The sequence below is a fragment of the Streptomyces tricolor genome (assembly GCF_002155905.1).
Taxonomy (GTDB): Bacteria; Actinomycetota; Actinomycetes; order Streptomycetales; family Streptomycetaceae; genus Streptomyces; species Streptomyces tricolor.
Window position 1 is genome coordinate 1 of the sequence record NZ_MUMF01000034.1, and the last position, 23,522, is coordinate 23,522.

Consider the following 23,522-nt stretch of genomic DNA (forward strand, 5'->3'; position numbering starts at 1 on the left):
ACGGCCGGCCGTCCCGGCGGCCGGGTTCGGACGGGCCACGCGCCCGTAACACCCGCGTTGCACGAAGGGGCCCCGGCAAGCCGTATGATCGCCCCGACACCGGCGCCCTCAAGTCCCCTTAGAACGGGGCCGTTTGGTGACCCTTCCTCCCTCCTGCCCGGGCACGGGCCGCTGCGCCCTGCCCGCACACCCGAAAGGCGGCCTGCATGCTCTCTCGCGTACGCGTCTGGCTCAACCGCACGTACGCGGAGAACGTGTTCTTCATGGATCAGCTGCGGAGAAATCCCAGTGACCGCGCGGTCGAGATCCATGCCACGCACGGCGATCCCGACTCCCCCGTGCTGGCCGCCGCCGACACCGCCGACCTGGAGCCGGAGGGCCTGTCCCCGGCCGCGTACGTCGAGTACGCGCTCGACCAGTGCGTCCGGCGCGGCATCGACGTGTTCGTGCCCCGCCTGCACCAGGCCGCGATCGTGGCGCACCGCGCGGAGTTCGCGGCGGCCGGTACGGCGCTGCTGGCGCCCACCCCCGAGGCGGTGGCCGTCTTCGAGGACAAGGCGACCGCGTACGAGGCGGTGCGCTCGGTGGGCGTTCCGGTGCCGCCGTGGCACCGGGTCCGCACGGCGGACGAACTCGTCGCGGCCGTCGAGGAGTTGGAGGCGGCCGGGCACCGGGCGTGCTTCAAGCCGGCCGCCGGAGCGGGCGGGGTGGGCTTCCGGGTGATCACCCGGTCCCCCTTCTCGCTCGCGCACCTGAACGGCTTCCCGGGCCCGTACGTCCCGCTGGACCTGGTCGTCGACGCGCTGCGGCGGGCCGAGGAACCCGTGGACTGGCTGGTGATGCCGCGGCTGGAGCAGCCGGAGGTGTCCGTCGACTGCCTGACCGGGCCGGACAACCGGGTGCGGCTCGCGGTGGGCCGCACCAAGAACGGCCGCCGCCGGGGCTTCACCCTGGACGAGCGGTGGCTGGCACCGGCCCGGCTGATCGCGGAGGGCTTCGGGCTGCACCACCTGTCCAACATCCAGTTCCGGATGCTCGGCGACCGCCCGGTGCTGCTGGATGTCAACACGAGGCCCGCGGGAGGGCTGCATCAGCTGTCGCTCTGTGGAGTGAACGTGCCCTGGGCCGCGGTGCGGCTGGCCCTCGGCGAGGACCCCGGGGTGATCGAGCCGCCGTTCCTCGGGCAGGACTACACGGTGGTGTCGGGGCCGCGTCCCCTCATGCCCGCCGCGCTTCCCCGGCAGCGGATGGAGTCGGCGGACGTGGTGCTGCCGGCGGTGCCGGTGCGGACTGCCTCGGCGGGTGAGGTACTGCCCCTGTAGACGCCGTTCCCGATGGCGGCACCCGGCACGGGCCCACGGGGAGTGGGAAGCTGTGAGCGGGCGGGGCGGCGTCGGAGTCGCCGGACAGCGCGCTCCGCGGCGCCGTCGTGGTGACCGCTTCCGTCCGCACCGAGTCCCACGGCCCCCGCCACGCCACCGAGTTCGGAGTTCCCGCAGTGCTTTTCGACGTCACCCGCGGCGACCTCGCCGCCGTCTTCGGCGAGGACCGGATCGCGACCCTCCCCGCCACCGCCTTCCCGCCCGCCGCCGCGGACACCGAGGGCGCCCGTCTCCTGCGGACCGTCGGTGTCCCCACCGGGACGCTCCGGCTGGGTGCGCCCGACAAGGAGTCCGGCCGGCCGGCCCTCGTCCGGGACGTCGTCGACGCCGAGGACTTCGAGGGTGTCTCGCAGGACGCGGGCGCATGGCCCGTCATCGGCTGGCTGCTCCACGCCCACCTGGCCCTCGACCCCGGTTCCGGCAAGGTGTACGCCTTCGACGCCGACGAGGAGAGCGTGCGGGCACTCCACACGGACGTCTCCTCGCTCGTCCAGGTCACCCTCCGGTTCCAGCGCCTGCTCGACGCGTTCACCTTCGGCGACGACGAGGAAGCCGGCTTCGAGCGCCTGGAGCGCGAGGTCGAGGCGATCCGTCAGCAGACGAGCGGCCTGGACCCGCTCCCCTTCCAGGACGACGAGACCGTCTGGTCGGTGGTCGGCGAGGAGATCGCCGCGGGGCAGCGCTTCACGGGCGACAGCCCGGGAGCCCGCTCGCTGTACGGCTGACCGCCTCCCCGCGCTCGGCGGGGACCGGCTGCTCCCGTCCTTGACGCAAGGATTGGGTCCAGACCACATGCATGGACGCACCGCTTCCGCACTCCCCCTGCACTCCCGCCCTGCCCCGGCGGCGGTGTCGCCGGGAACTGCTCCGGAGTCAGCCGGAGCGCCCGGCAGTTCACCTCGATCACGGCCGGCTTCACCGGCTGACGGGACAGCCGGTACGGCGGAGGGGCCGCTCCGCGGAGCGGCCCTCCGCGCTCACCTCAGGTACGCCAGGCCCGGATGCACCTCGGTGTAGCGCTCCACCAGCCGGCGGGCCACGCTCACCGAGTCGACCAGCGGATGCAGGGCGAAGGCCTTCACCGCGGTCGCCCGGGAACCCGACTCGGCGGCGGCGAGGACCTCGCGCTCGACGGCCTTGACCGAGCACACCAGGCCGGTGGCGTGGCCGGGCAGCGGATCGGCGGCGAGCGGGTGGGCGCCGCTCGCGTCGACCAGGCACGGGACCTCCACGACCGCGTCGGCGTCCAGCGCGGACAGGGTGGAGCGGTTGCGGACGTCGAGGATCAGCGTGGCGCGTTCGTCGCGGGCGATGGCCCGCATCAGGGCCAGGGCGACCTTCTCGTACCCGCCGGACAGGTCCTCCGCCTCGCGTTCGCCGGCGCCGGCGCTCTCCCGGTTCTCGGCCATGTAGGTCGCCTCGCGCTCGGCGCGGGTGCGGTCCCAGGCGAGCAGGGCGGAGACGCCGGGGTCCTGGGCCTCGGCGTAGAACCGGGCCTGCTGGTCGTGCAGGAAGGCGCCGCGGGTCTGCGCCGCCTCCTGGTAGGCGCGGACGGTCTCCCGGTTGAAGTAGTAGTAGTGCAGGTACTCGTTGGGGACGGCGCCGAGCGAGCGCAGCCAGTCGATGCCGAAGAGCCTGCCCTCCTCGAACGAGCCGAGCAGCGCGGGATCGCCGAGCAGGCGCGGCAGTTCGTCACGTCCGGCGATCCGCAGCCCGCGCACCCAGCCGAGGTGGTTGAGGCCGACGTAGTCGATGAAGGCCTCCCCCGGGTCGGCGCCGAGGACACGGGCGATACGGCGGCCGAGGCCCACCGGTGAGTCGCAGATACCGATGACGCGGTCGCCGAGATGGCGGGACATGGCCTCGGTGACCAGACCGGCCGGGTTGGTGAAGTTGATGACCCAGGCGTCGGGGGCGAGGCGGGCCACGCGCCGGGCGATGTCGACGGCGACGGGGACGGTGCGCAGACCGTAGGCGATCCCGCCGGCGCCGACGGTCTCCTGGCCCAGCACACCTTCCGCGAGCGCGACCCGTTCGTCGTCCGCCCGCCCCCGGAGGCCGCCGACACGGATCGCGGAGAAGACGAAGTCGGCGCCGCGCAGGGCCTCGTCCAGGTCGGTGGTGGCGGTCACCGCGGGCGCGTCGGGGATGCCGGCGGCCTGCTCCGCCAGGACCCGGGTGACCGCGCGCAGCCGACGCTCGTCCAGATCGTGCAGGACGACCTCGGTGACCCGCCCCTCGGCGCGGTCGGTCAGCAGCGCGCCGTACACCAGGGGAACCCGGAACCCGCCGCCGCCCAGAATCGTCAGCTTCACACCCCGCACCTTTCTTCCTGCTCGCACCCTTCTAGCAGACCGCGTACCAGCAGGTCACGGACTGATCGAGCAGAGGTACGGTGGGCCGCGTGACCGGTGAAGAGCCGTTGCGGCCCCAGTCCCTCATGCTGACGTTCCTGGGCGACCAGGTGCTCGGGCGTGACGTGTGCGTGTACTCGGGCAGCGTCATCGACGTGTTCGCCCGCGCCGGGATCGGCGAGCAGGCGGCGCGCTCGACGCTGACCCGCATGGTGCACCGCGGCCTGCTGCGCCGCCAGCGCGAGGGCCGCCGGATGTACTTCGGCCTGACCGAGCGGTCGGAGGCCGTGCTGCGCGACGGCGAGCGGCGCATCTGGCGGACCGGCGCGGTCAACCGCCACTGGGACGGCACCTGGACCCTGCTCGGCTTCTCCCTGCCCGAGTCCTGGCAGCGCCAGCGGCACGACCTGCGCTCCCGGTTGGCCTGGAGCGGCTTCGGCCCGCTGTTCGGCGGCCTGTGGATCGCCCCCGGCGAGGTCGACGTGACGGCGCTGGTGGCCGACCTCGGGCTGTCCGCCCATGTGAAGGTCTTCCGCGCGCACGCCGACCCGGGCATGGACATCGGGCGGATGATCGAGGACACCTGGGAGCTGTCCGGCCTGGCCGAGCGCTACACGGCGTTCGTACGGCGCTGGCAGCCGTGGCAGAGCGACCTGCCGGAGGCCGGTGACGGCCTCGTCCTGCGGCTCCGGCTCCAGACGGAATGGCTTCAGGTCATCCGCCGCGACCCCCGCCTTCCGGTGCGGCACCTGCCGGACGACTGGCCGGCCGAGGAGGCCGAGAAGACGTTCCGGACGGTGCACGAGCGGCTCACTCCCCTCGCGCGGAAGGCCTCCGGACGGCTGCTCGACCTCGTGCCCGTACGGGACGGTCAGGCGTAGAACCGGGACAGGCTCTGCAGCACCGCCGCGGGCTTGGCGCCGCCTTCGATCTCAAGGGTGCCGTCCACGGTGATCTGCACGCCGCCGGGCACGTCCGCGGCCTCGGCCAGCCTGCCGGCCAGGCGGATCCGGGAGCCGGCCTTCACCGGTGCGGGGAAACGCACCTTGTTCAGGCCGTAGTTGACCTTCGTGGTGACGCCCCGGACGTCCAGCAGCTCGGTGAACAGCGGGATGAAGAGGGAGAGGGTGAGATAACCGTGGGCGACGGGGGCGCCGAACGGGCCCTCCTTCGCGCGCTCGGGGTCCACGTGGATCCACTGGTGGTCGCCGGTGGCGTCGGCGAAGGTGTCGATGCGTTCCTGGGTGACCTCGATCCACTCGCTCGTGCCGAGGTCGCTCCCGGCGAGCTTCTTCAGTTCTTCGAGGCCGTTGACGGTGACGGTCATGGCGGGGTCCTTGGCTAGGAGGTGCCGTAGCGCTTGCGCACGCACGGCTTGAGGAGCTTGCCGGAGGCGGTGCGCGGGAGTTCGTCCGCGACCACCACCGACTTGGGGATCTTGTACCTGGCGAGGCGTCCGGCCAGGGAGGCGAGGATCTCGCCGGGGTCGACGGCGGCGCCCTCGCGGAGCACGACGACCGCGCGCGGTACCTCGCCCCACTTCTGGTCCGGCACGCCGATGACCGCGCACTCCACGATGTCCGGGTGGGCGAGGAGGTGGTCCTCGACCTCTGCGGGGTAGATGTTCTCGCCGCCGGAGATGATCATGTCTTTGATGCGGTCGACGATGTACACGTAGCCGTCCTCGTCCACCCGGGCCGCGTCGCCGCTGCGGAACCAGCCGTCCGTGAAGGACGCGGCGGTCTCCTCCGGCAGCCCCCAGTAGCCCGGCATGACGTGCGGCCCGCGCACCACGACCTCGCCCACCTCGCCGGTGCCGACCGGCGTGAGGTCGGGCCGGACGACGCGTACGTCGCTGAAGAAGTGCGGCACACCGGCCGAGCCGGCCTTGCCGACGGCGTGCTCGGCGTCGAGGAAGAGGGTGCCGGGGGCCGCCTCGGTCATGCCGTACCCCTGGAGGAAGGTCAGGCCGCGTTCCTGGTAGGCGGCGATCAGCGGCGTCGGAACCGGGGAGCCGCCGCAGAGCAGGATCCGCAGGGACGACAGGTCCGCGTCCGGCCAGCGCGGGTGCCGGGCGATCCGGTCGAACATCGTCGGCACGCCGAACATGAAGGTGATCCGGTGCCGTTCGATCAGGTCGAAGGTGTCCTGCGGGTCGAAGGCCTCGACCAGCACGCAGGTGCCGCCCTTCAGCAGGACCGGCAGGGTCAGCATGTTCAGCCCGGCGGTGTGGAACAGGGGGGCGCAGACCAGGGCCCGTTCGTCGGCGGTCAGGTCGGCGTCGACCAGGACGCTGAGGGCGTTCCAGACCAGGTTGCCGTGGGTGAGCATCGCGCCCTTGGGGCGGCCGGTCGTGCCCGAGGTGTACATGATGACGCAGGTGTCGTCGGCGCCGACCGGTGCGTCGATCGGCTCCTCGGACGCCTCGGCGATCGCACGCTCGTACGCGGCGCCGACCTCGACGTACACCCGTACGTCCGTGCTGCCCGGCAGCCCGGCGACGAGACCGGTGTGCGAGGGGCCGTGGACCAGGGCCTTGGCGCCGGAGTCGGTGAGCTGGTAGGCGATCTCGGGCCCGGTGAGGCGGGTGTTGAGCGGAACGAAGACCGCGCCGAGCGTGCCCGCCGCGAACAGCGTCTCCAGGTAGGAGGGGTGGTTGGGGCCGAGGTAGGCGATCCGGTCGCCGCGGCGCACGCCCCGGGCGCGCAGGGCGTGGGCGAGGCGGGTGGTGCGCGCGTACAGCTCCGCGTACGTGAGCGTCGTGTCGCCGTGGATGAGGGCGGTGCGGTGCGGGGTCTTGCGGGCACGGCGGGCGGGCCAGGAGCCCAGTCCCTCGTTGCGCATCGTCACGCCCCTTACGGTTTCGTCAGCCCGAGCAGGCGGGCGGCGTTCTCCTTGAGGATCTTCGGCCTCACCTCGTCCTTGACGGGCAGCCGCGCGAAGTCGGCGAGCCAGCGGTCCGGGGTGAGGACGGGGAAGTCCGAGCCGAAGAGGACCTTGTCCTTCAGCAGGGTGTTCGCGTAGTGCACGAGCTGCGGCGGGAAGTACTTCGGCGACCAGCCGGACAGGTCGATGTACACGCCCGGCTTGTGCGTGGCCACGGCGAGCGCCTCGTCCTGCCAGGGGAAGGACGGATGCGCCAGGATGATCCTCAGGTGCGGGAAGTCGGCGGCGACGTCGTCCACATGGAGGGGGTTGGAGTACTTCAGCCGGATCCCGCCCCCGCCGGGCACCCCGGCGCCGATGCCGGTCTGGCCCGTGTGGAAGAGGGCGATGGTGCCGGTCTCCTCGATCACCTCGTACAGGCCGTACGCCACGGACCGGTCGTCGGGGAAGAAGCCCTGGATGCTGGGGTGGAACTTGAACCCCCTCACCCCGTACTCCTCGACCAGCCGCCGGGCCTGCCTGATCCCCGCCTTCCCCCGGAAGGGGTCGATCGAGGCGAAGGGGATCAGGACGTCCGCGTTGGCGGCGGCCGCCTCGGCGACCTCCTCGTTGGGGACCGGCGCGGTGCCGGTGGCGGACTCGGCGTCCACCGTGAAGATCACGGCGGCCATCTTCCGCTCGCGGTAATAGTCGGCGGTCTCCTGAAGGGTCGGCTTCCGCTCGCCGCGGACCTTGAAGTAGGCGGAGGAGGCGGCGTGCAGGTCGTCGTCCAGGGAGGAGTGGCCCCGGGCGGACACCTCCGCGTGGGTGTGGACGTCGATCGCGACCAGGGAGTCGAGGTCCATCACGCCTCCGGGATCTTGGGGGCGGGGATGCCCACCGTCTGGAGTTCCGCGCCGACCGAGGCGGGGAAGGCGGCGGCCAGGGCCTCGGGGGTCCAGCCGCCGTCGGCGTACGCCGCCGCGATCTCCCGGGGATGCGACCAGAGGGCCACTTTGTCGCCGCCGATGCCGATGCACTGGCCGGTCACCCCGCGGGCCGCCGCGGAGGCGAGGAAGGGTACGAGGGCCGCGCAGTCCTCGGGGGTCCCGAACCCCTCCGTCTTGCGCAGGAAGTCCGGCAGCGGCTCGCCGTGGCGCATCGCCTCGACGTACGGGGCGAAGGCGGGGACGGTCTCGGTCATGGCGGTCGCGGCGACCGGCACGATCGCGTTGACGGTGATGTGCGCGCGGGCCAGCTCCATCGACCAGGTGCGTGCCATGGCGGCGATACCGGCCTTGGCGGCGGCGTAGTTCGTCTGGCCGAAGTTGCCGCGCTGGCCGGCCGGGGAGCCGACCAGGATCAGGGTGCCGCCCTCGCCCTGTTCGCGCAGCCGTACGGCGGCGGCGCGGGCACAGGTGAAGGTGCCCTTGAGATGGGTGGTGATCACCGCGTCGAAGTCGTCGTCGGTCATCTTCCACAGCACCTTGTCGCGCAGGATGCCGGCGTTGGTGACCAGGACGTCCAGCCGCCCGAACTCCTCGACGGCACGGTTCACCAGCCGGTCCGCGGCCTCCGAGGTGCCGACGGGGACCACCTCGGCGACGGCGGTGCCGCCCACCTCGGTGAGGGACTTGACGGCCGCCTCGGCCACGGCCCGGTCGACGTCGTTGACGACCACGGAGGCCCCGTGGGCGGCCAGGGCGTGCGCGTAGGCGAGGCCGAGGCCCCGGCCGCTGCCGGTGACGACGGCGACCTTGCCGGTGAGATCGATGCTGGGCACGAGTGGGTCCCTTCACATGCCGCGTCCGCCGGACGCATGGGGTGCGGGTTCGAGATCGAAGCTAAGAGCAATAATTGGTGACGTCAATAGTTGTTGATGCCCTGCGGGTGGGACATGCTGGAATCTCCGGGGCCCGTCCAGGGCCCGCCGCACACGCATCGAGCACAGGGAGCCCGCCATCACACGCCAGCACGTCACCCCGGAGCCCATCGACGCGAACGAGCCGTGGATGCGTGGGCTGCACGCGGACACGGGCTATCTGCTGTACCGGCTGGGACTGCGCTCCGGTCAGCTCTTCAACGCCTTCCTCCAGGAGTCGGGGCTGCGCCTGCGGCATTACGCGGTGCTGCGCTTCCTCGCCACCACCGAGGGCTCGCTGCAACGGGAGTTGAGCGCCCGGCTCGGCTACGACCCGAGCGCGATCGTCGGCCTGGTGGACGACCTGGAGAAGCTGGGCTTCGCCGAGCGTCGGCCCGCCCCGGACGACCGCCGCAGCCGGATCGTGGTCCTCACCGAGAACGGCCGCGCCTTCCTGCGCGACACCGACGAGGCGGGCCGGCGGGTGACGAACGAGTTGCTGGGCCCGCTCGACCCGGCCGGACGGGAGGCACTGCACGCGCTGCTGCTGCGGATCGCGGAGGACGGGCTCAGCTGATGTTGTGCACATGATTGACGGCCACACAAAAGGTGCCTAACTTCAGCGGGCAACAGCGGCCCGCCCCCAGGGAGCCACCGTGCAGCCATCCCTCTCCCCCGCTCAACTTCCCTCCGATACACGCCAGTTGCGCCGCGTCGCGCTGTCCGGCCTGCTGGGCACGGCAGTCGAGTTCTACGACTTCCTCGTGTACGGCACGGTCGCCGCACTCGTCTTCGGCGACCTGTTCTTCCCCCGGGCCGACCCCGCGGTCGGCACCGTCGCGGCCTTCGGCACCTTCGCCGCGGGCTATGCGGCCCGCCCGCTGGGCGGCATCGCCTTCGGCCACTTCGGCGACCGGATCGGCCGCAAGTCGATGATGGTGCTGACGATGGCCCTGATGGGCTGCGGCAGCTTCCTCATCGGCGTCCTGCCCACCTACGCCACGATCGGCGTGTGGGCACCGGTCCTGCTGGTCGCGCTGCGGGTGGTGCAGGGCATCGCCATCGGCGGCGAGTGGGGCGGCGCGACCCTGATGGTGGTCGAGCACGCCGAGCGCACCCAGGGCGCGCGGCGCGGCCTGTGGTCCGGCTTCACCCAGCTCGGCGCCCCGCTCGGCTCGGTCCTGTCGGCCGGCGTGGTCACGCTGGTCTCCGCGCTGCCCGACGACGCGTTCCGCGCCTGGGGCTGGCGGGTGCCGTTCCTGCTCAGCGTCGTCCTGCTGGCCGTCGGCCTGTTCGTGCGTCTGAGGGTCGCCGAGAGCCCGCTGTTCGCGCGGACCGCCAGGGAGCCGGGGCACACACCGCCGGTCGTGGAGGTGCTGCGCCGGCCGAAGATCGTGCTGCTCGCCGCGTGCGTCGGCATCGGCGCCTTCACCGCGCAGTCGCTGCTGACCGGCTTCATGATCTCGTACGCGGTGGAGCAGGGGTACACCCGGCCGCAGGTGCTCACCGCCGTGACCGTCGCCTCCTGCGTGGCCCTGCTCGTACTGCCGACCGCCTCCGCGCTGTCCGACCGGGTGGGCCGCCGCCCGGTGGTGCTGGCCGGCGCCGTCGCCTCGGCCGCCCTCGCCTTCCCGGTGCTCGCGCTGGTCGACTCCCGCTCCCCCGGCCTGCTGATCCTCGCCCTCGCGCTCGGCCACGGCGTCGCCCAGTCCACGATGTACGGCCCGCTCGGCGCGCTGCTCAGCGAGATGTTCGGCACCCGCGTCCGCTACACCGGCGCCTCCCTCGGCTACCAGGCGGCCACCCTGCTCGGCGCCGGGTTCTCCCCGCTGATCGCGAGCAGCCTGCTCGCCTCGTCCGACGGCGGCAGCGCCCCCGTCTCGCTGCTGCTGTGCGGCGGCGCGGCGATCACCGCGCTCACCGTGTGGCGGCTGCGCGAGACGCACACCGACCCCCTCGACGACACGCCGTACTCCCCCCCCCCCCCCCCGGAAGGGACGTTCCGTTGAAACTCCGCACCCGCCTCGCCCTGCTGACCGCGGCGGCCGTCTGCGCGGCCACGGCGACCGCCCCGCCGGCACAGGCCGCGACGGACACCCGCCTGGCGGGCCGGCTCCCCTCCGGCGCCGCCTACCTGATGGACGTACCCGCCGCCTGGAACGGCACCGTCCTCCTCTACAGCCACGGCTACACCCCGGCCGGAGCCCCCAACCCCGCCCAGAACGCGCCGAGTCCGGCCACCCGCGACCGGCTGCTGGACCAGGGCTACGCGCTCATCGGCTCCTCGTACGCCACGAACGGCTGGGCGGTGACGGAGGCGGTGCCGGACCAGCTCGCCACGCTGGACCTGTTCACGAAGGAGTTCGGCGCGGCCCGCCGCACACTCGCCTGGGGCACCTCGTACGGCGGTCTCGTCACGACGACGCTCGCCGAACGGCACGCGGACCGCTTCGACGGCTCGCTGTCGATGTGCGGGCTGGTACAGGGCGGGGTGGCCAACTGGAACAGCACCCTGGACCCGGTCTTCGCGCTGAAGACCCTGCTGGCGCCCGACGCGGACATCCCGCTCACCGGCTTCGCCGACCGCGCGGCAGCGGCCGGTGCGGCCGACGCGCTGGCCGCGCAGGTCACCGCGGCCCAGCGGACCCCCGAGGGTCGCGCCCGCATCGCCCTCGCGGCGGCCCTGCACGGCATCCCGGGGTACAACGACGCCACGCAGCCCTCACCGGGCCCGGCCGACTGGCGGACCCAGCAGGCCAACCAGTACGCGGCCCTGACCGGGCTCATCCGGCTGCCCGCCTTCGACTGGCGGCAGGAGGCGGAGAGCCGGGCCGGCGGCAGCATGTCCTGGAACACCGGGGTCGACTACACCGCGATGCTCGCCCGCTCCCCGCTGCGCAAAGAGGTCGACGCGCTGTACAAGGAGGCGGGGGTGTCCCTGGGCACCGACCTCGCCGCCCTGAACCGCGCACCGCGGATCTCCGCCGACGCCCCGGCCGTACGGTGGATGCGGCGCACCAGCGTCCTGACCGGCCGGCTCACCGACCCGCAGTTGAACATCCACACGACCGGCGACGCGCTGATCCCCGTCCAGGCCGAGAGCGCCCACCGGCGGGCCGCCACCGCGGCGGGCTCCGGGCCGCTGCTCGGCCAGGCCTACGTCGACGGGCCGGGCCACTGCACGTTCACCACCGGCGAGATGCTCGCCGCCCTGCACACCCTGGAACACCGGCTGGCCACCGGCCGCTGGGACACCGCGCCGGGCGCGCTCAACGCACGCGCCGGGGCGGAGGATCCGACCGCCGAGGCCCGCTACGTGCCGTACCGGCCCGCCGCCTACCCCCGCCCGTACGACCACGCCCACGACCGGCCGGGAGCGGGTACGGGCGGCTTCGACCGGTGAACTTCCCCGCGCCGAACGGACTTTCCTTGCTTCACGTCTTGACGGTCACGGGGGCGCGGAGCACATTGGCGGCACCGTGAGAGCGCTCTCAATTCACGTGGGAGCGCTCTCACGCACCTCCCGCACGCTCCCCGTACCGAGAGGCTCCCCATGAGCGCATCCTCCGGCATACCCAGACCCCGCCCGCTGCGGCGCGCGTTCCTCGCCGTCGCCGCCGCGCTCGGCCTGGCCGCGGCCGCCGTCACGACCGCCACCGCGCCCGCCGGCGCCTCCGCGCCCACCCCGCCGTCGGGCTGGACGCAGGTCTTCGTGGACGACTTCGACGGCGCGGCCGGCTCCGGCGTCAACACCTCCCGCTGGCAGTACGCCACCGGGACGTCGTACCCCGGCGGCGCCGCCAACTGGGGCACCGGCGAGGTCGAGACGATGACGTCGAGCACCAGCAACGTCTCCCTGGACGGCAACGGCAACCTGCTCATCACCCCGCGCCGCGACTCCGCCGGCCGCTGGACCTCGGGCCGGATCGAGACCAACCGCACCGACTTCCAGCCCCCGTCCGGCGGGAAGCTGCGCGTGCAGTCCCGGATCCGACTGCCCGACGTCACCGGTGCGGCGGCCAAGGGCTACTGGCCTGCGTTCTGGATGCTCGGCGCGCCGTTCCGCGGCAACTACTGGAACTGGCCGGGCGTCGGCGAGCTGGACATCATGGAGAACGTCCAGGGTCTGAACACCGCCTGGGCGACGATGCACTGCGGCACCAACCCGGGCGGCCCGTGCAACGAGACGTCCGGCATCGGCAACTCCACCTCCTGCACCGGCACCACCTGCCAGGCCGGCTTCCACACCTACACGATGGAGTGGGACCGCTCGACCAGCCCGGAGCAGATCCGCTTCTTGCTCGACGGCGTCGTCTTCCACACCGTGCGGGCCGACCAGGTCGACGCGACGACGTGGAAGAACGCCACCGACCACGGCTTCTTCATCATCCTCAACGTCGCGATGGGCGGCGGCTTCCCGGCCGCGTTCGGCGGCGGCCCGGACGGCGGGACGGAGCCGGGGCACCCGATGGTCGTCGACTACGTACAGGTCCTGCAGTCCTCCGGCGGCGGCACCACTCCCCCGCCCACCGGCAACCGGGACGCCTACAGCGCCATCCAGGCCGAGTCCTACGACGGCCAGTCGGGGGTCGTCGCGGAGACCACCACGGACACCGGCGGCGGCCAGGACATCGGGTCCCTCGCCAACGGGGACTGGGCGCTGTACAAGGGCGTCGACTTCGGCTCGACGGCGGCCAGGCAGTTCTACGCGCGGGTCGCGAGCGGCGCGGCGAGCGGGGTCAGCGGCCTGGTCGAGGTGCGTCTGGACAGCCGTGGCAACGCGCCCGTCGGCAGCTTCGCCGTGGGGAACACGGGCGGCTGGCAGTCCTGGCGGACGGTCCCGGCCAACATCGCCGCGGTGACCGGCACGCACGACGTCTACCTCACCTTCACCAGCGGCCAGCCGGCCGACTTCGTGAACGTGAACTGGTTCGACTTCGGCCACTGACCGGGGAAGGGGCGGCGGCGCCGGGGACTTGGCCTTCACGTACGCGTCAGTCCCCGGCGCCGTCGCCATGACGACCCACTCTCCCGCGGAACTCCACTAGCGCACCGAGGCGCTGGCCCGGATGCGGACACTCCCGTCCGCCGCATGCCCTGGCCGGCAGACCGGGGCCCCGAAGGGGGCGCGGGGCTGTATCTCATGTGCGGCTCCGGCGCGTGGGCGCGACCAGCCACGGTGGTGCCGCGGACGGACGACGGCACATTCGCGGCCCGTCCGGCGGAGCGCCTAGCGCAGCTCCGCCCGGAACGCCACCGGTGTCTGGCCGGTGTGCAGGTGGAAGAACTTGGAGAAGTTGGCCGCGTCGGGGAAGCCGACGGCCGCTCCGACGCGGCCGATGGGCAGGTCGGTGTGGGCGAGGAGGCGTTTGGCCTCCAGGACGACGCGTTTGTCGATGAAGCCCTTCGGGGTCTCCCCGGTGGCCGCGCGGACGGCGCGGACGAGGGTGCGGCGGGAGTAACCCAGCGCGTCGGCGTAGGCGCTGACGCTGTGATTGGTGGGGAAGCCCTGCTCGACCGCGTCCCGGAAGCGGGTGAAGGTGCTGTCGGTGTGCCCGCGTGAGGTCTCCGCCGAGCTGGCGGCGAGGTGGGCCAGGCGCAGCAGGCACGCCGTCAGGGTGTGCCGCAGCACGGCCGTGTGCAGGCTGAGCGGGAGCGTGGCGGTGTCCTCGTACTCGCGGCGCAGCTGGTCGAGGCCGGCCTGGAGCGCGGTGAGCTGCGCGGGGTCGGGGTGCAGCAGCGGCGGCAGGTCGTAGCGGTACAGGCCGGCGGCCTCGACGGTGGCGCGGGGCAGGAAGCCGGGCTGCATGGTCAGGACGGTTCCGCGGTACACGGACTCGCGGGAGAACCGGTGGACCTGTCCGGGGCGGATCCACAGCAGGTCGCCGGCGTCGGCCTGGTACTCGGCGAAGTCGATCATGTGCCGTACGGGGCCGTCGGTGAAGAGCATGACCACGTGGAAGTCGATGCGGTGGACGCGGTGCAGGGGGGCGTCGGCGTGCCAGGTGCGATCGGTGCCCATCGGGCCGATCTGCATGCCGACGCCACCGACGGCCAGGTCGGCCGGGAAGGGGAAGGTTCTGATCCCGTCACCCTCAGCTTGGTCTCTTATGGCAGCCATGTCCTTTTCGTGCCGTCCCTGTCGCGCGATCACTGTCCCAGATTCACCACAGGCTGACACACCCCGACCTTTCCTCGAAAAAGTCAGACTTTTAAGTTTGAACGCGTCCGGCCAGCCATCCCGCACTGAACGAGGACTTCTTGAAGATGACCACGCAGACTTCCGACGGCTTCGAGTGGACCGACCTCGACCGGCGTGCCGTGGACACCGCCCGACTTCTGGCGGCCGACGCGGTGCAGAAGGTGGGCAACGGGCACCCGGGCACCGCGATGAGCCTGGCTCCTGCCGCGTACACGATCTTTCAGAAGGTGATGCGCCACGATCCGGCCGACCCCGAGTGGACCGGCCGTGACCGGTTCGTCCTCTCCCCCGGCCACACCTCGCTGACCCTCTACACGCAGCTGTTCCTCGCCGGCTACGAGCTGGAGCTGGACGACCTGAAGGCCTTCCGCACCCACGGCTCGAAGACACCGGGCCACCCGGAGTACGGGCACACCGCCGGGGTGGAGACCACCACCGGCCCGCTGGGCCAGGGCGTCGCCAACGCCGTCGGCATGGCGATGGCCGCCCGCTACGAGCGCGGCCTGTTCGACCCCGAGGCCCCCGAGGGCACCTCCCCCTTCGACCACACCATCTGGGCGATCGTCTCGGACGGCGACCTGGAGGAGGGCGTCTCCGCCGAGGCCTCGTCCCTGGCCGGCCACCAGAAGCTCGGCAACCTGGTCTTCCTCTACGACGACAACCACATCTCCATCGAGGGCGACACCGCGACCGCCTTCTCCGAGGACGTGCTGAAGCGGTACGAGGCCTACGGCTGGCACACCCAGCGCGTCGAGCCCACCGCCGAGGGCGACATCGACGTCCCCGCCCTGTACGCCGCGCTCGAGGCCGCCCGGGCCGAGACCGGGCGGCCGTCGATCATCGCGATGCGCACGATCATCGCCTGGCCCGCCCCGAACGCGCGGAACACCGAGGCCTCGCACGGCTCGGCGCTCGGCGAGGACGAGATCGCCGCCACCAAGCGCCTCCTCGGCTTCGACCCGGAGCAGACCTTCCAGGTCGAGCCCGAGGTCCTGGAGCACACCCGGCGGGCCCTGGACCGGGGCGCCGAGGCGCACGCGGCCTGGGACAAGCGGATCGCCGAGTGGCGTGCCGCCCAGCCCGAGCGGGCCGCCCTCCTCGACCGGATCGGCAAGGGCGAGCTGCCCGAGGGCTGGGAGGACGCCCTGCCGGTGTTCGAGGAGGGCAAGTCGGTCGCCACCCGCGCCGCCTCGGGCAAGGTGCTCCAGGCGCTCGGCCCGGTGATCCCCGAGCTGTGGGGCGGCTCCGCCGACCTGGCCGGCTCCAACAACACCACCATCGACAAGTCCAGCTCCTTCCTGCCGAAGGGCAACCCGCTGCCCGAGGCCGACCCGTACGGCCGTACCGTGCACTTCGGCATCCGCGAGTTCTCCATGGCCGCGGAGATGAACGGCATCGCCCTGCACGGCAACACCCGCATCTACGGCGGCACCTTCCTCGTCTTCTCCGACTACATGCGCAACGCCGTGCGCATGTCGGCGCTGATGCAGCTGCCGGTGACGTACGTGTGGACGCACGACTCCATCGGCCTCGGCGAGGACGGCCCCACCCACCAGCCGGTCGAGCACCTGGCCTCGCTGCGTGCGATCCCCGGGCTGAACGTCGTCCGCCCGGCGGACGCCAACGAGACCGCGATCGCCTGGGCCGAGATCCTGAAGAGGCACGCCACGCACCCCGCCCCGCACGGGCTCGCGCTCACCCGCCAGGGCGTGCCGGTGTACGCGCCGAACGAGGACGCGGCCAAGGGCGGCTACGTGCTGCGCGAGTCCTCGACGGAGGTCCCGGAGGTGATCATCATCGCGACGGGCTCCGAGGTGCAGCTGGCCGTGGCCGCCCGCGAGCGGCTGGAGGCCGAGCGGGTCGGCACCCGGGTGGTGTCCATGCCGTCCGTGGAGTGGTTCGAGGAGCAGCCGCGCGAGTACCGCGAGCGGGTGCTGCCGCCGGCCGTGAAGGCCCGGGTCGCCGTCGAGGCCGGCATCGGCCTGACCTGGTACCGCTACGTCGGCGACGCGGGACGCATCGTCTCGCTGGAGCACTTCGGTGCCTCCGCCGACGCGAAGACCCTGTTCGCCGAGTTCGGCTTCACCCCCGAGAACGTCGCCGCGGCGGCCCGCGAGTCGCTCGCCGCCGCGCGCGCCTGACACCGACAGAAGAGAAAGATGAGCACAGTGACCGAAGCAATCGCGACCCCGGGAGCCCTCAAGCGCCTCGCCGACGAGGGCGTGTCGATCTGGCTGGACGACCTGTCCCGCAAGCGGATCACCTCGGGCAGCCTCGCCGAGCTGGTGGCGAGCGGAAGCGTCGTCGGTGTCACCACCAACCCGTCCATCTTCCAGGCCGCCATCGGCTCCGGCGAGGGCTACGAGGAGCAGCTGACCGATCTCGCCGTCCGGGGTGTGACGGTCGACGAGGCCGTACGGATGATGACGACCGCCGACGTGCGGGACGCCGCCGACGTGCTGCGCCCGGTGTACGACGCCTCGGGCGGCCGGGACGGCCGGGTCTCCATCGAGGTCGACCCGCGGCTCGCGCACCAGACCGAGGCCACCGTCGCCGAGGCCAAGCAGCTGGCCTGGCTGGTGGACCGCCCCAACGTGATGATCAAGATCCCGGCGACCGCGGCGGGCCTGCCCGCGATCACCGAGGTCATCGGCCTCGGCATCAGCGTCAACGTGACCCTGATCTTCTCCCTGGAGCGCTACCGCGAGGTCATGGCCGCCTACCTGGCCGGCCTGGAGAAGGCCCGCGAGCGGGGCATCGACCTGTCCTCGGTCCACTCGGTGGCGTCCTTCTTCGTCTCCCGCGTGGACAGCGAGACCGACAAGCGGCTGACCGCGCTCGGCACCGACGAAGCCCTCGCCCTCAAGGGCCGCGCGGCCCTCGCCAACGCCCGTCTCGCCTACGAGGCGTACGAGGAGGTCTTCGCCTCGGACCGCTGGCTGGCGCTCGCCGGGGACAAGGCGAACAAGCAGCGCCCGCTGTGGGCGTCCACCGGGGTGAAGGACCCCGCGTACAAGGACACGCTGTACGTGGACGAGCTGGTCGCGCCGGGCACCGTGAACACCATGCCCGAGGCCACGCTGAACGCGGTCGCCGACCACGGTGAGATCACCGGCGACACGGTGACCGGCGGCTACGCCCAGGCCCGCGCCGACCTGGCCGCCGTCGAGCGGCTCGGCATCTCCTACGACGAGGTCGTCCAGCAGCTGGAGGACGAGGGCGTCGCCAAGTTCGAGGCGGCCTGGCAGGAACTGCTGGACGCCGTCGCCACGTCCCTGAAGAGCAAGGGAGCTGACGCCCGATGACCGAGAACGCCCCCGCCGCCCAGGCACCCGGGGAGGTGCGCGTGCCGGTCGTCCCGGCCGCCGACTGGGTGAACCCGCTGCGGGACGCCCGCGACCGCCGGCTGCCCCGCATCGCCGGTCCGTCGGGCCTGGTCATCTTCGGGGTGACCGGTGACCTGTCCCGCAAGAAGCTGATGCCGGCCGTGTACGACCTCGCCAACCGCGGTCTGCTGCCGCCGGGCTTCTCCCTCGTCGGGTTCGCCCGCCGCGAGTGGGAGGACCAGGACTTCGCGCAGGTCGTCCACGACTCCGTCCGCGAGCACGCCCGCACCCCGTTCCGCGAGGAGGTGTGGCAGCAGCTCGCCGAGGGCATGCGGTTCATCCCCGGCGACTTCGACGACGACACCGCCTTCAAGCAGCTGAAGGACGCCGTCGAGGAGCTGGACGCCTCCCGCGGCACCGGCGGCAACTTCGCCTTCTACCTCTCGGTGCCGCCGAAGTTCTTCCCGAAGGTCGTGCAGCAGCTGAAGAAGCACGGCCTGGCCGCCCCGCCGGAGGGCTCCTGGCGCCGCGCGGTCATCGAGAAGCCGTTCGGGCACGACCTGAACAGCGCGCGCGAGCTGAACGCGATCGTGCACGAGGTGTTCGAGCCGGACCAGGTGTTCCGCATCGACCACTACCTCGGCAAGGAGACCGTCCAGAACATCCTGGCGCTGCGCTTCGCCAACCAGATGTACGAGCCGATCTGGAACCGGTCGTACGTCGACCACGTGCAGATCACGATGGCCGAGGACATCGGCATCGGCGGCCGGGCCGGCTACTACGACGGCATCGGCGCCGCCCGGGACGTCATCCAGAACCACCTGCTCCAGCTGATGGCGCTGACCGCGATGGAGGAGCCCATCGCGTTCGACGCGGACGCGCTGCTCACCGAGAAGCTGAAGGTGCTGAAGTCGGTGCGGCTGCCGGAGGATCTCGGCCGGCACACCGTGCGCGGCCAGTACGCGGCGGGCTGGCAGGGCGGCGAGAAGGTCATCGGCTACCTCCAGGAGGAGGGCATCGACCCCAAGTCGAAGACCGACACCTTCGCCGCGATCAAGCTGGGCATCGACAACCGCCGCTGGGCTGGCGTCCCCTTCTACCTGCGCACCGGCAAGCGCCTGGGCCGCCGGGTCACCGAGATCGCGGTGGTCTTCAAGCGGGCCCCGCACTCCCCGTTCGACTCCACCGCCACCGAGGAACTGGGCCAGAACGCCATCGTCATCCGCGTCCAGCCGGACGAGGGCATGACCGTCCGCTTCGGCTCCAAGGTGCCGGGCACCTCGATGGAGATCCGGGACGTGTCCATGGACTTCGCCTACGGCGAGTCGTTCACGGAGTCGAGTCCCGAGGCGTACGAGCGGCTCATCCTGGACGTACTCCTCGGCGACGCCAATTTGTTCCCCCGTCACCAGGAAGTGGAAGAGTCCTGGAAGATCCTCGACCCGATCGAGGAGTACTGGGCGGCGCACGGCAGGCCGGCGCAGTACGCGTCGGGCAGCTGGGGACCGCGGGAAGCCGACGAGATGCTCGCACGAGACGGACGGAGCTGGCGCAGGCCATGAAGATCGACCTGACCGACACCACGGCAAGCAAGATCAACAAGGCGTTGGTGCAGGGCCGCCGCGCCATCGGCACACCGGCCGTGGGCATGGTCCTGACGATGGTCATCGTCACGGACGAGGAGAACGCCTACGACTCGATCAAGGCGGCCGAGGAGGCCTCGCACGAGCACCCCTCGCGCACCCTGGTCGTCATCAAGCGGCACGCCCGCACCCTGCGCGACCGCACCCACTCCCGGCTGGACGCCGAGGTGCGGGTCGGCTCCGAGGCCGGCACCGGCGAGACGGTCGTGCTGCGCACCTACGGCGAGGTGTCCGACCACGCCGACTCGGTCGTCCTGCCGCTGCTGCTGCCGGACGCCCCGGTGGTCGTGTGGTGGCCGGTGGACGCCCCCGACACGCCTTCCAAGGACCCGCTGGGCGCGCTCGCCCAGCGCCGGATCACCGACCTGTACGCCGTCGAGCGGCCCCTGGAGCTGCTGGAGAGCCGCATGCGCAACTACGCGCCCGGTGACACCGACCTGGCCTGGACCCGGCTCACCCCCTGGCGTTCGATGCTGGCGGCGGCCCTGGACCAGGCGCGGGCGCGGGTGACCTCGGCGGCCGTCGAGGCCGAGGCGGACAATCCCAGCGCCGAGCTGCTGGCCCGCTGGCTGGAGGCCCGGCTGCGGGTGCCCGTGGACCGCGTGGTCTCCGCCGGCCCGGTCGTCACGGCCGTACGGCTCGGCACCGAGAGCGGCGAGATCGTCATCGACCGCCCCGAGGGCCCGCTGGCCACGCTGTCCCTGCCGGGTCAGCCGCCGCGCACCCTCGCCCTGAAGGTCCGCCCCACCTCCGAACTGATCGCCGAGGAGCTGCGCCGCCTCGACGCCGACGAGATGTACGCCATCGCCCTCCAGGGCGAGGCCGCCAAGGAGAACGCCTGAGATGGACGGGTTCCCGAAGCTCACCCACCGGCCCGAGTGGACCGCGCTGGCCGACCACCGCGCCCAGGGCCAGCCGCACTTGCGCGAACTGTTCGCGGCGGACCCCGGCCGCGCCGAGCGGTACGTCGTGCGGGTCGGCGACCTGCACATCGACTACAGCAAGCAGCTGATCACCGACGAGACCCTGGCCCTGCTCCAGGAACTCGCCGCCGCCACCGGCGTGTTCGCGCTGCGGGACGCCATGTTCCGCGGCGAGCGGATCAACGTCACCGAGGACCGGGCCGTGCTGCACACCGCGCTGCGCGCCCCGCGGGACGCGGTGATCGAGGTCGACGGCGAGAACGTGGTGCCGAAGGTGCACGCCGTGCTCGACAAGATGGCGGACTTCGCCGAGCGGATCCGCTCCGGCGAGTGGACCGGCCACACCGGCAAGCGGATCCGCAACGTCGTCAACATCGGCATCGGCGGTTCCGACCTCGGCCCCGCGATGGCCTACGAGGCCCTGCGCCCGTACACCGCACGCGACCTGTCGTTCCGGTTCGTCTCGAACGTGGACGGCTCCGACCTGCACGAGGCGACCCGCGACCTGGACCCGGCCGAGACGCTGTTCATCGTGGCGTCCAAGACGTTCACCACGATCGAGACGATCACCAACGCCACCTCGGCGCGGTCCTGGCTGCTCAGGGCCTTCGACGGCGACGAGAAGGCGGTCGCGAAGCACTTCGTGGCGCTGTCCACGAACGCGGAGAAGGTCACCGGGTTCGGCATCGACCCGGACAACATGTTCGAGTTCTGGGACTGGGTCGGCGGCCGGTACTCGTACGACTCCGCGATCGGCCTGTCCCTGATGATCGCCATCGGCCCGGACCGCTTCCGCGAGATGCTCGACGGCTTCCGGATCGTCGACGACCACTTCCGCACCGCGCCCGCCGAGGCCAACGCGCCGCTGCTGCTGGGGCTGCTGGGCATCTGGTACGACAATTTCTTCGACGCCCAGACCCATGCGGTGCTGCCGTACTCGCACTACCTGTCCAAGTTCACCGCCTACCTCCAGCAGCTGGACATGGAGTCCAACGGCAAGTCGGTGCAGCGGGACGGCCGGCCGGTGGAGTGGCAGACCGGCCCCGTCGTCTGGGGCACGCCGGGCACCAACGGGCAGCACGCCTACTACCAGTTGATCCACCAGGGCACCAAGCTGATCCCGGCGGACTTCATCGGCTTCGCCCGCCCGGTGGGCGAGCTGAGCGAGGAACTCAAGGCCCAGCACGACCTGTTGATGGCCAACTTCTTCGCCCAGACCCAGGCGCTCGCCTTCGGCAAGACCGCCGAGGAGGTCCGCGCGGAGGGCGTGGCCGAGGAGCAGGTCGCGCACCGCACCTTCCACGGCGACCACCCCACCACCACGATCCTCGCCCGTGAGCTGACCCCCTCCGTGCTCGGCCAGCTGATCGCCCTCTACGAGCACAAGGTGTTCGTGCAGGGCGCGGTGTGGAACATCGACTCCTTCGACCAGTGGGGCGTGGAGCTGGGCAAGGTCCTCGCCAAGCGCGTCGAACCCGCCCTCACCGAGGGCGCCGACGTCCCCGGTCTCGACCCGTCCACCACGGCCCTCGTCGCCGCCTACCGCACTCTCAAGAACGCATCGGAGAACTGATCATGCAGCTCGGACTCATCGGTCTCGGCAAGATGGGCGGCAACATGCGCGAGCGGATCCGCCGCGCCGGCCACACCGTCATCGGCTACGACCGCAACCCGGAGGTCTCCGACGTCAAGAGCCTCGCGGAACTGGTCGAGAAGCTGGACGCCCCCCGCCATGTGTGGGTGATGGTCCCGGCCGGCACGGCCACCCAGACCGTCATCGACGAACTCGGCGACCTGCTGGAGCCCGGCGACACCGTCATCGACGGCGGCAACTCCCGCTGGACGGACGACGAGAAGCACGCCGCCGCGCTCGGCATCAAGGGCATCGGCTTCGTCGACGCCGGTGTCTCCGGCGGCGTGTGGGGCCTGCAGAACGGCTACGCGCTCATGGTCGGCGGCGACAAGCAGCACGTGGAACCGCTGCGGCCGATCTTCGAGGCGCTCAAGCCGGAGGGCCCGTACGGCTACGTCCACGCGGGCCGGGTCGGCGCCGGGCACTTCTCCAAGATGGTCCACAACGGCATCGAGTACGCCATGATGCAGGCCTACGCCGAGGGCTGGGAGCTGCTGGAGAAGGTCCAGTCGGTGGAGAACGTCCGCGAGGTGTTCCGCTCCTGGCAGGAGGGCACCGTCATCCGCTCCTGGCTGCTGGACCTCGCCGTGAACGCGCTGGACGAGGACGAGCACCTGGAGAAGCTGCGCGGCTACGCGGAGGACTCCGGCGAGGGCCGCTGGACGGTGGAGGCGGCCATCGACAACGCCGTACCGCTCCCGGCGATCACGGCCTCCCTGTTCGCCCGGTTCGCCTCCCGCCAGGACGACTCCCCGCAGATGAAGATGATCGCCGCCCTGCGCAACCAGTTCGGCGGCCACGCGGTCGAGAAGAAGGACTGACCCGCCGTGGGCGACCTGCTGCTGGTCCGCCACGGGGAGACGGAGTGGAGCCGGTCGGGGCAGCACACCAGCTGGACCGACCTGCCCCTCACCGCGCACGGCGAGGAACAGGCCAAGTCCCTCGCCCCGCTCCTCACCGGCCGGACCTACGCACGCGCACTGGCCAGCCCGCTGAGCCGGGCGCTGCGCACCGCCGAACTGGCGGGCATACCCGGGGTGGTGGCCGACCCCGACCTGCACGAGTGGGACTACGGCGGCTACGAGGGCGTCACCACCGCCGAGATCCACCGCACCCGGCCCGACTGGGACCTGTGGACCGACGGCGTGCCGCCCGGCCCCGAGGGGCACCCGGGCGAGTCGCCGGAGGAGATCGGCGCCCGCGCCGACCGGGTGCTGGCCCGCGTCGACGCGGCCCTCGCGGAGGGCGCCGGCGATGTGGTCCTCGTCGCCCACGCCCACTTCCTGCGCGTCCTCACCGCCCGCCGGCTGGGCCTGCCGCCCGCCGAGGGCCG

20 protein-coding genes are annotated in these 23,522 nt (G+C 72.1%); 14 read left to right on the plus strand and 6 right to left on the minus strand.

Translation table 11 applies throughout. The annotated features are described in order from the left end of the window. The first annotated feature begins 206 nt into the window (after positions 1-206). Positions 207-1,322 carry an ATP-grasp domain-containing protein gene (locus tag CCN44_RS02830; RefSeq protein WP_086696754.1) on the plus strand — a complete coding sequence of 372 codons (1,116 nt, stop codon included), beginning with the start codon at positions 207-209 and terminating at the stop codon, positions 1,320-1,322. Positions 1,323-1,498: 176 nt separating this feature from the next. After that, positions 1,499-2,107, plus strand: coding sequence for an SUKH-4 family immunity protein (locus CCN44_RS02835; RefSeq protein WP_086696763.1), 609 nt, complete (start codon positions 1,499-1,501; stop codon positions 2,105-2,107). A 252-nt stretch (positions 2,108-2,359) separates the two neighbouring features. On the opposite strand, the gene CCN44_RS02840 is transcribed toward CCN44_RS02835, so the two are convergent. Further along, positions 2,360-3,697, minus strand: a complete 1,338-nt coding sequence (locus tag CCN44_RS02840; protein WP_086696764.1) for a 6-phospho-beta-glucosidase — start codon at positions 3,695-3,697, stop codon at positions 2,360-2,362. An 89-nt stretch (positions 3,698-3,786) separates the two neighbouring features. Here CCN44_RS02840 and CCN44_RS02845 point away from each other — a divergent pair, with 89 nt between their 5' ends. Beyond that, a complete protein-coding gene (locus CCN44_RS02845; protein ID WP_059254455.1) occupies positions 3,787-4,617 on the plus strand; it encodes a PaaX family transcriptional regulator in 831 nt (276 codons plus the stop codon). Here the strand turns inward: CCN44_RS02845 and CCN44_RS02850 are convergent. Genes CCN44_RS02850 through CCN44_RS02865 form a run of 4 tightly spaced genes read right to left on the minus strand, consistent with a single transcriptional unit; the run spans position 4,608 to position 8,384 of the window. Further along, entirely contained in the window at positions 4,608-5,063 is a 456-nt protein-coding gene (locus CCN44_RS02850) for a MaoC family dehydratase (protein ID WP_059254453.1), read from the minus strand. The genes CCN44_RS02845 and CCN44_RS02850 overlap by 10 nt on opposite strands. A 14-nt stretch (positions 5,064-5,077) precedes the next feature. Further along, positions 5,078-6,580 (minus strand): o-succinylbenzoate--CoA ligase, encoded by a 1,503-nt coding sequence (gene menE, locus CCN44_RS02855; RefSeq protein WP_086696755.1) that lies wholly within the window; start codon positions 6,578-6,580, stop codon positions 5,078-5,080. An 11-nt stretch (positions 6,581-6,591) separates the two neighbouring features. Then, on the minus strand, positions 6,592-7,467 hold the full coding sequence (locus CCN44_RS02860; RefSeq protein WP_059254451.1) for an amidohydrolase family protein: 876 nt from the start codon (positions 7,465-7,467) through the stop codon (positions 6,592-6,594). Beyond that, the gene (locus CCN44_RS02865; RefSeq protein ID WP_086696756.1) at positions 7,467-8,384 is read right to left on the minus strand and encodes an SDR family NAD(P)-dependent oxidoreductase; all 918 of its coding nucleotides are present in this window, start codon (positions 8,382-8,384) and stop codon (positions 7,467-7,469) included. Before CCN44_RS02865 ends, CCN44_RS02860 begins: the two co-directional genes overlap by 1 nt. 229 nt (positions 8,385-8,613) lie before the next feature. Between CCN44_RS02865 and CCN44_RS02870 the strand changes: the two genes are divergently transcribed. The 4 genes from CCN44_RS02870 (at position 8,614) to CCN44_RS02885 (ending at position 13,410) form a co-directional block, all read left to right on the plus strand. Beyond that, entirely contained in the window at positions 8,614-9,039 is a 426-nt protein-coding gene (locus CCN44_RS02870) for a MarR family winged helix-turn-helix transcriptional regulator (RefSeq protein ID WP_059254446.1), read from the plus strand. 79 nt (positions 9,040-9,118) lie between these two features. Continuing rightward, complete coding sequence (locus CCN44_RS02875) at positions 9,119-10,471, plus strand: MFS transporter (protein WP_086696757.1); 1,353 nt, start codon at positions 9,119-9,121, stop codon at positions 10,469-10,471. Beyond that, positions 10,468-11,865: an alpha/beta hydrolase family protein gene (locus tag CCN44_RS02880; protein ID WP_086696758.1), complete on the plus strand. Its 1,398-nt coding sequence runs from the start codon at positions 10,468-10,470 to the stop codon at positions 11,863-11,865. The genes CCN44_RS02875 and CCN44_RS02880 overlap by 4 nt, the downstream gene beginning before the upstream one ends. A 150-nt stretch (positions 11,866-12,015) precedes the next feature. Beyond that, positions 12,016-13,410: a glycoside hydrolase family 16 protein gene (locus CCN44_RS02885; protein ID WP_086696759.1), complete on the plus strand. Its 1,395-nt coding sequence runs from the start codon at positions 12,016-12,018 to the stop codon at positions 13,408-13,410. 282 nt (positions 13,411-13,692) lie between these two features. Here the strand turns inward: CCN44_RS02885 and CCN44_RS02890 are convergent, their stop codons facing one another. Then, positions 13,693-14,583: a helix-turn-helix domain-containing protein gene (locus CCN44_RS02890; protein ID WP_059254441.1), complete on the minus strand. Its 891-nt coding sequence runs from the start codon at positions 14,581-14,583 to the stop codon at positions 13,693-13,695. 146 nt (positions 14,584-14,729) lie between these two features. On the opposite strand from CCN44_RS02890, the gene tkt reads away from it, so the two are divergent. The 7 genes from tkt to CCN44_RS02925 all read left to right on the plus strand — a co-directional run. Beyond that, positions 14,730-16,805 carry a transketolase gene (gene tkt, locus CCN44_RS02895; protein ID WP_086696760.1) on the plus strand — a complete coding sequence of 692 codons (2,076 nt, stop codon included), beginning with the start codon at positions 14,730-14,732 and terminating at the stop codon, positions 16,803-16,805. Between the two features lie 18 nt (positions 16,806-16,823). Beyond that, a complete protein-coding gene (tal, locus tag CCN44_RS02900) occupies positions 16,824-17,969 on the plus strand; it encodes a transaldolase (protein ID WP_086696761.1) in 1,146 nt (381 codons plus the stop codon). After that, positions 17,966-19,552: a glucose-6-phosphate dehydrogenase gene (zwf, locus tag CCN44_RS02905; protein WP_059254437.1), complete on the plus strand. Its 1,587-nt coding sequence runs from the start codon at positions 17,966-17,968 to the stop codon at positions 19,550-19,552. Before tal ends, zwf begins: the two co-directional genes overlap by 4 nt. Next, on the plus strand, positions 19,549-20,475 hold the full coding sequence (opcA, locus tag CCN44_RS02910; RefSeq protein WP_059254435.1) for a glucose-6-phosphate dehydrogenase assembly protein OpcA: 927 nt from the start codon (positions 19,549-19,551) through the stop codon (positions 20,473-20,475). The genes zwf and opcA overlap by 4 nt, the downstream gene beginning before the upstream one ends. Position 20,476: 1 nt before the next feature. Next, positions 20,477-22,129, plus strand: coding sequence for a glucose-6-phosphate isomerase (gene pgi / locus CCN44_RS02915; RefSeq protein WP_059254433.1), 1,653 nt, complete (start codon positions 20,477-20,479; stop codon positions 22,127-22,129). 2 nt (positions 22,130-22,131) lie between these two features. Continuing rightward, entirely contained in the window at positions 22,132-23,010 is an 879-nt protein-coding gene (gene gnd, locus CCN44_RS02920) for a phosphogluconate dehydrogenase (NAD(+)-dependent, decarboxylating) (protein WP_059254431.1), read from the plus strand. Between the two features lie 6 nt (positions 23,011-23,016). Continuing rightward, the coding region (locus CCN44_RS02925; RefSeq protein WP_086696762.1) for a histidine phosphatase family protein at positions 23,017-23,522 on the plus strand (506 nt) is incomplete at its 3' end.

Coding starts and splice junctions, on each gene's coding strand:
- CCN44_RS02830 (WP_086696754.1), top strand. CDS start 207: ATGCTCTCTCGCGTACGCGTCTGGCTCAACCGCACGTACGCGGAGAAC.
- CCN44_RS02850 (WP_059254453.1), bottom strand. CDS start 5,063: ATGACCGTCACCGTCAACGGCCTCGAAGAACTGAAGAAGCTCGCCGGG.
- menE (WP_086696755.1), bottom strand. CDS start 6,580: ATGCGCAACGAGGGACTGGGCTCCTGGCCCGCCCGCCGTGCCCGCAAG.
- CCN44_RS02860 (WP_059254451.1), bottom strand. CDS start 7,467: ATGGACCTCGACTCCCTGGTCGCGATCGACGTCCACACCCACGCGGAG.
- CCN44_RS02870 (WP_059254446.1), top strand. CDS start 8,614: ATGCGTGGGCTGCACGCGGACACGGGCTATCTGCTGTACCGGCTGGGA.
- CCN44_RS02885 (WP_086696759.1), top strand. CDS start 12,016: ATGAGCGCATCCTCCGGCATACCCAGACCCCGCCCGCTGCGGCGCGCG.
- CCN44_RS02890 (WP_059254441.1), bottom strand. CDS start 14,583: ATGGCTGCCATAAGAGACCAAGCTGAGGGTGACGGGATCAGAACCTTC.
- tkt (WP_086696760.1), top strand. CDS start 14,730: ATGACCACGCAGACTTCCGACGGCTTCGAGTGGACCGACCTCGACCGG.
- tal (WP_086696761.1), top strand. CDS start 16,824: ATGAGCACAGTGACCGAAGCAATCGCGACCCCGGGAGCCCTCAAGCGC.
- zwf (WP_059254437.1), top strand. CDS start 17,966: ATGACCGAGAACGCCCCCGCCGCCCAGGCACCCGGGGAGGTGCGCGTG.
- opcA (WP_059254435.1), top strand. CDS start 19,549: ATGAAGATCGACCTGACCGACACCACGGCAAGCAAGATCAACAAGGCG.
- pgi (WP_059254433.1), top strand. CDS start 20,477: ATGGACGGGTTCCCGAAGCTCACCCACCGGCCCGAGTGGACCGCGCTG.
- gnd (WP_059254431.1), top strand. CDS start 22,132: ATGCAGCTCGGACTCATCGGTCTCGGCAAGATGGGCGGCAACATGCGC.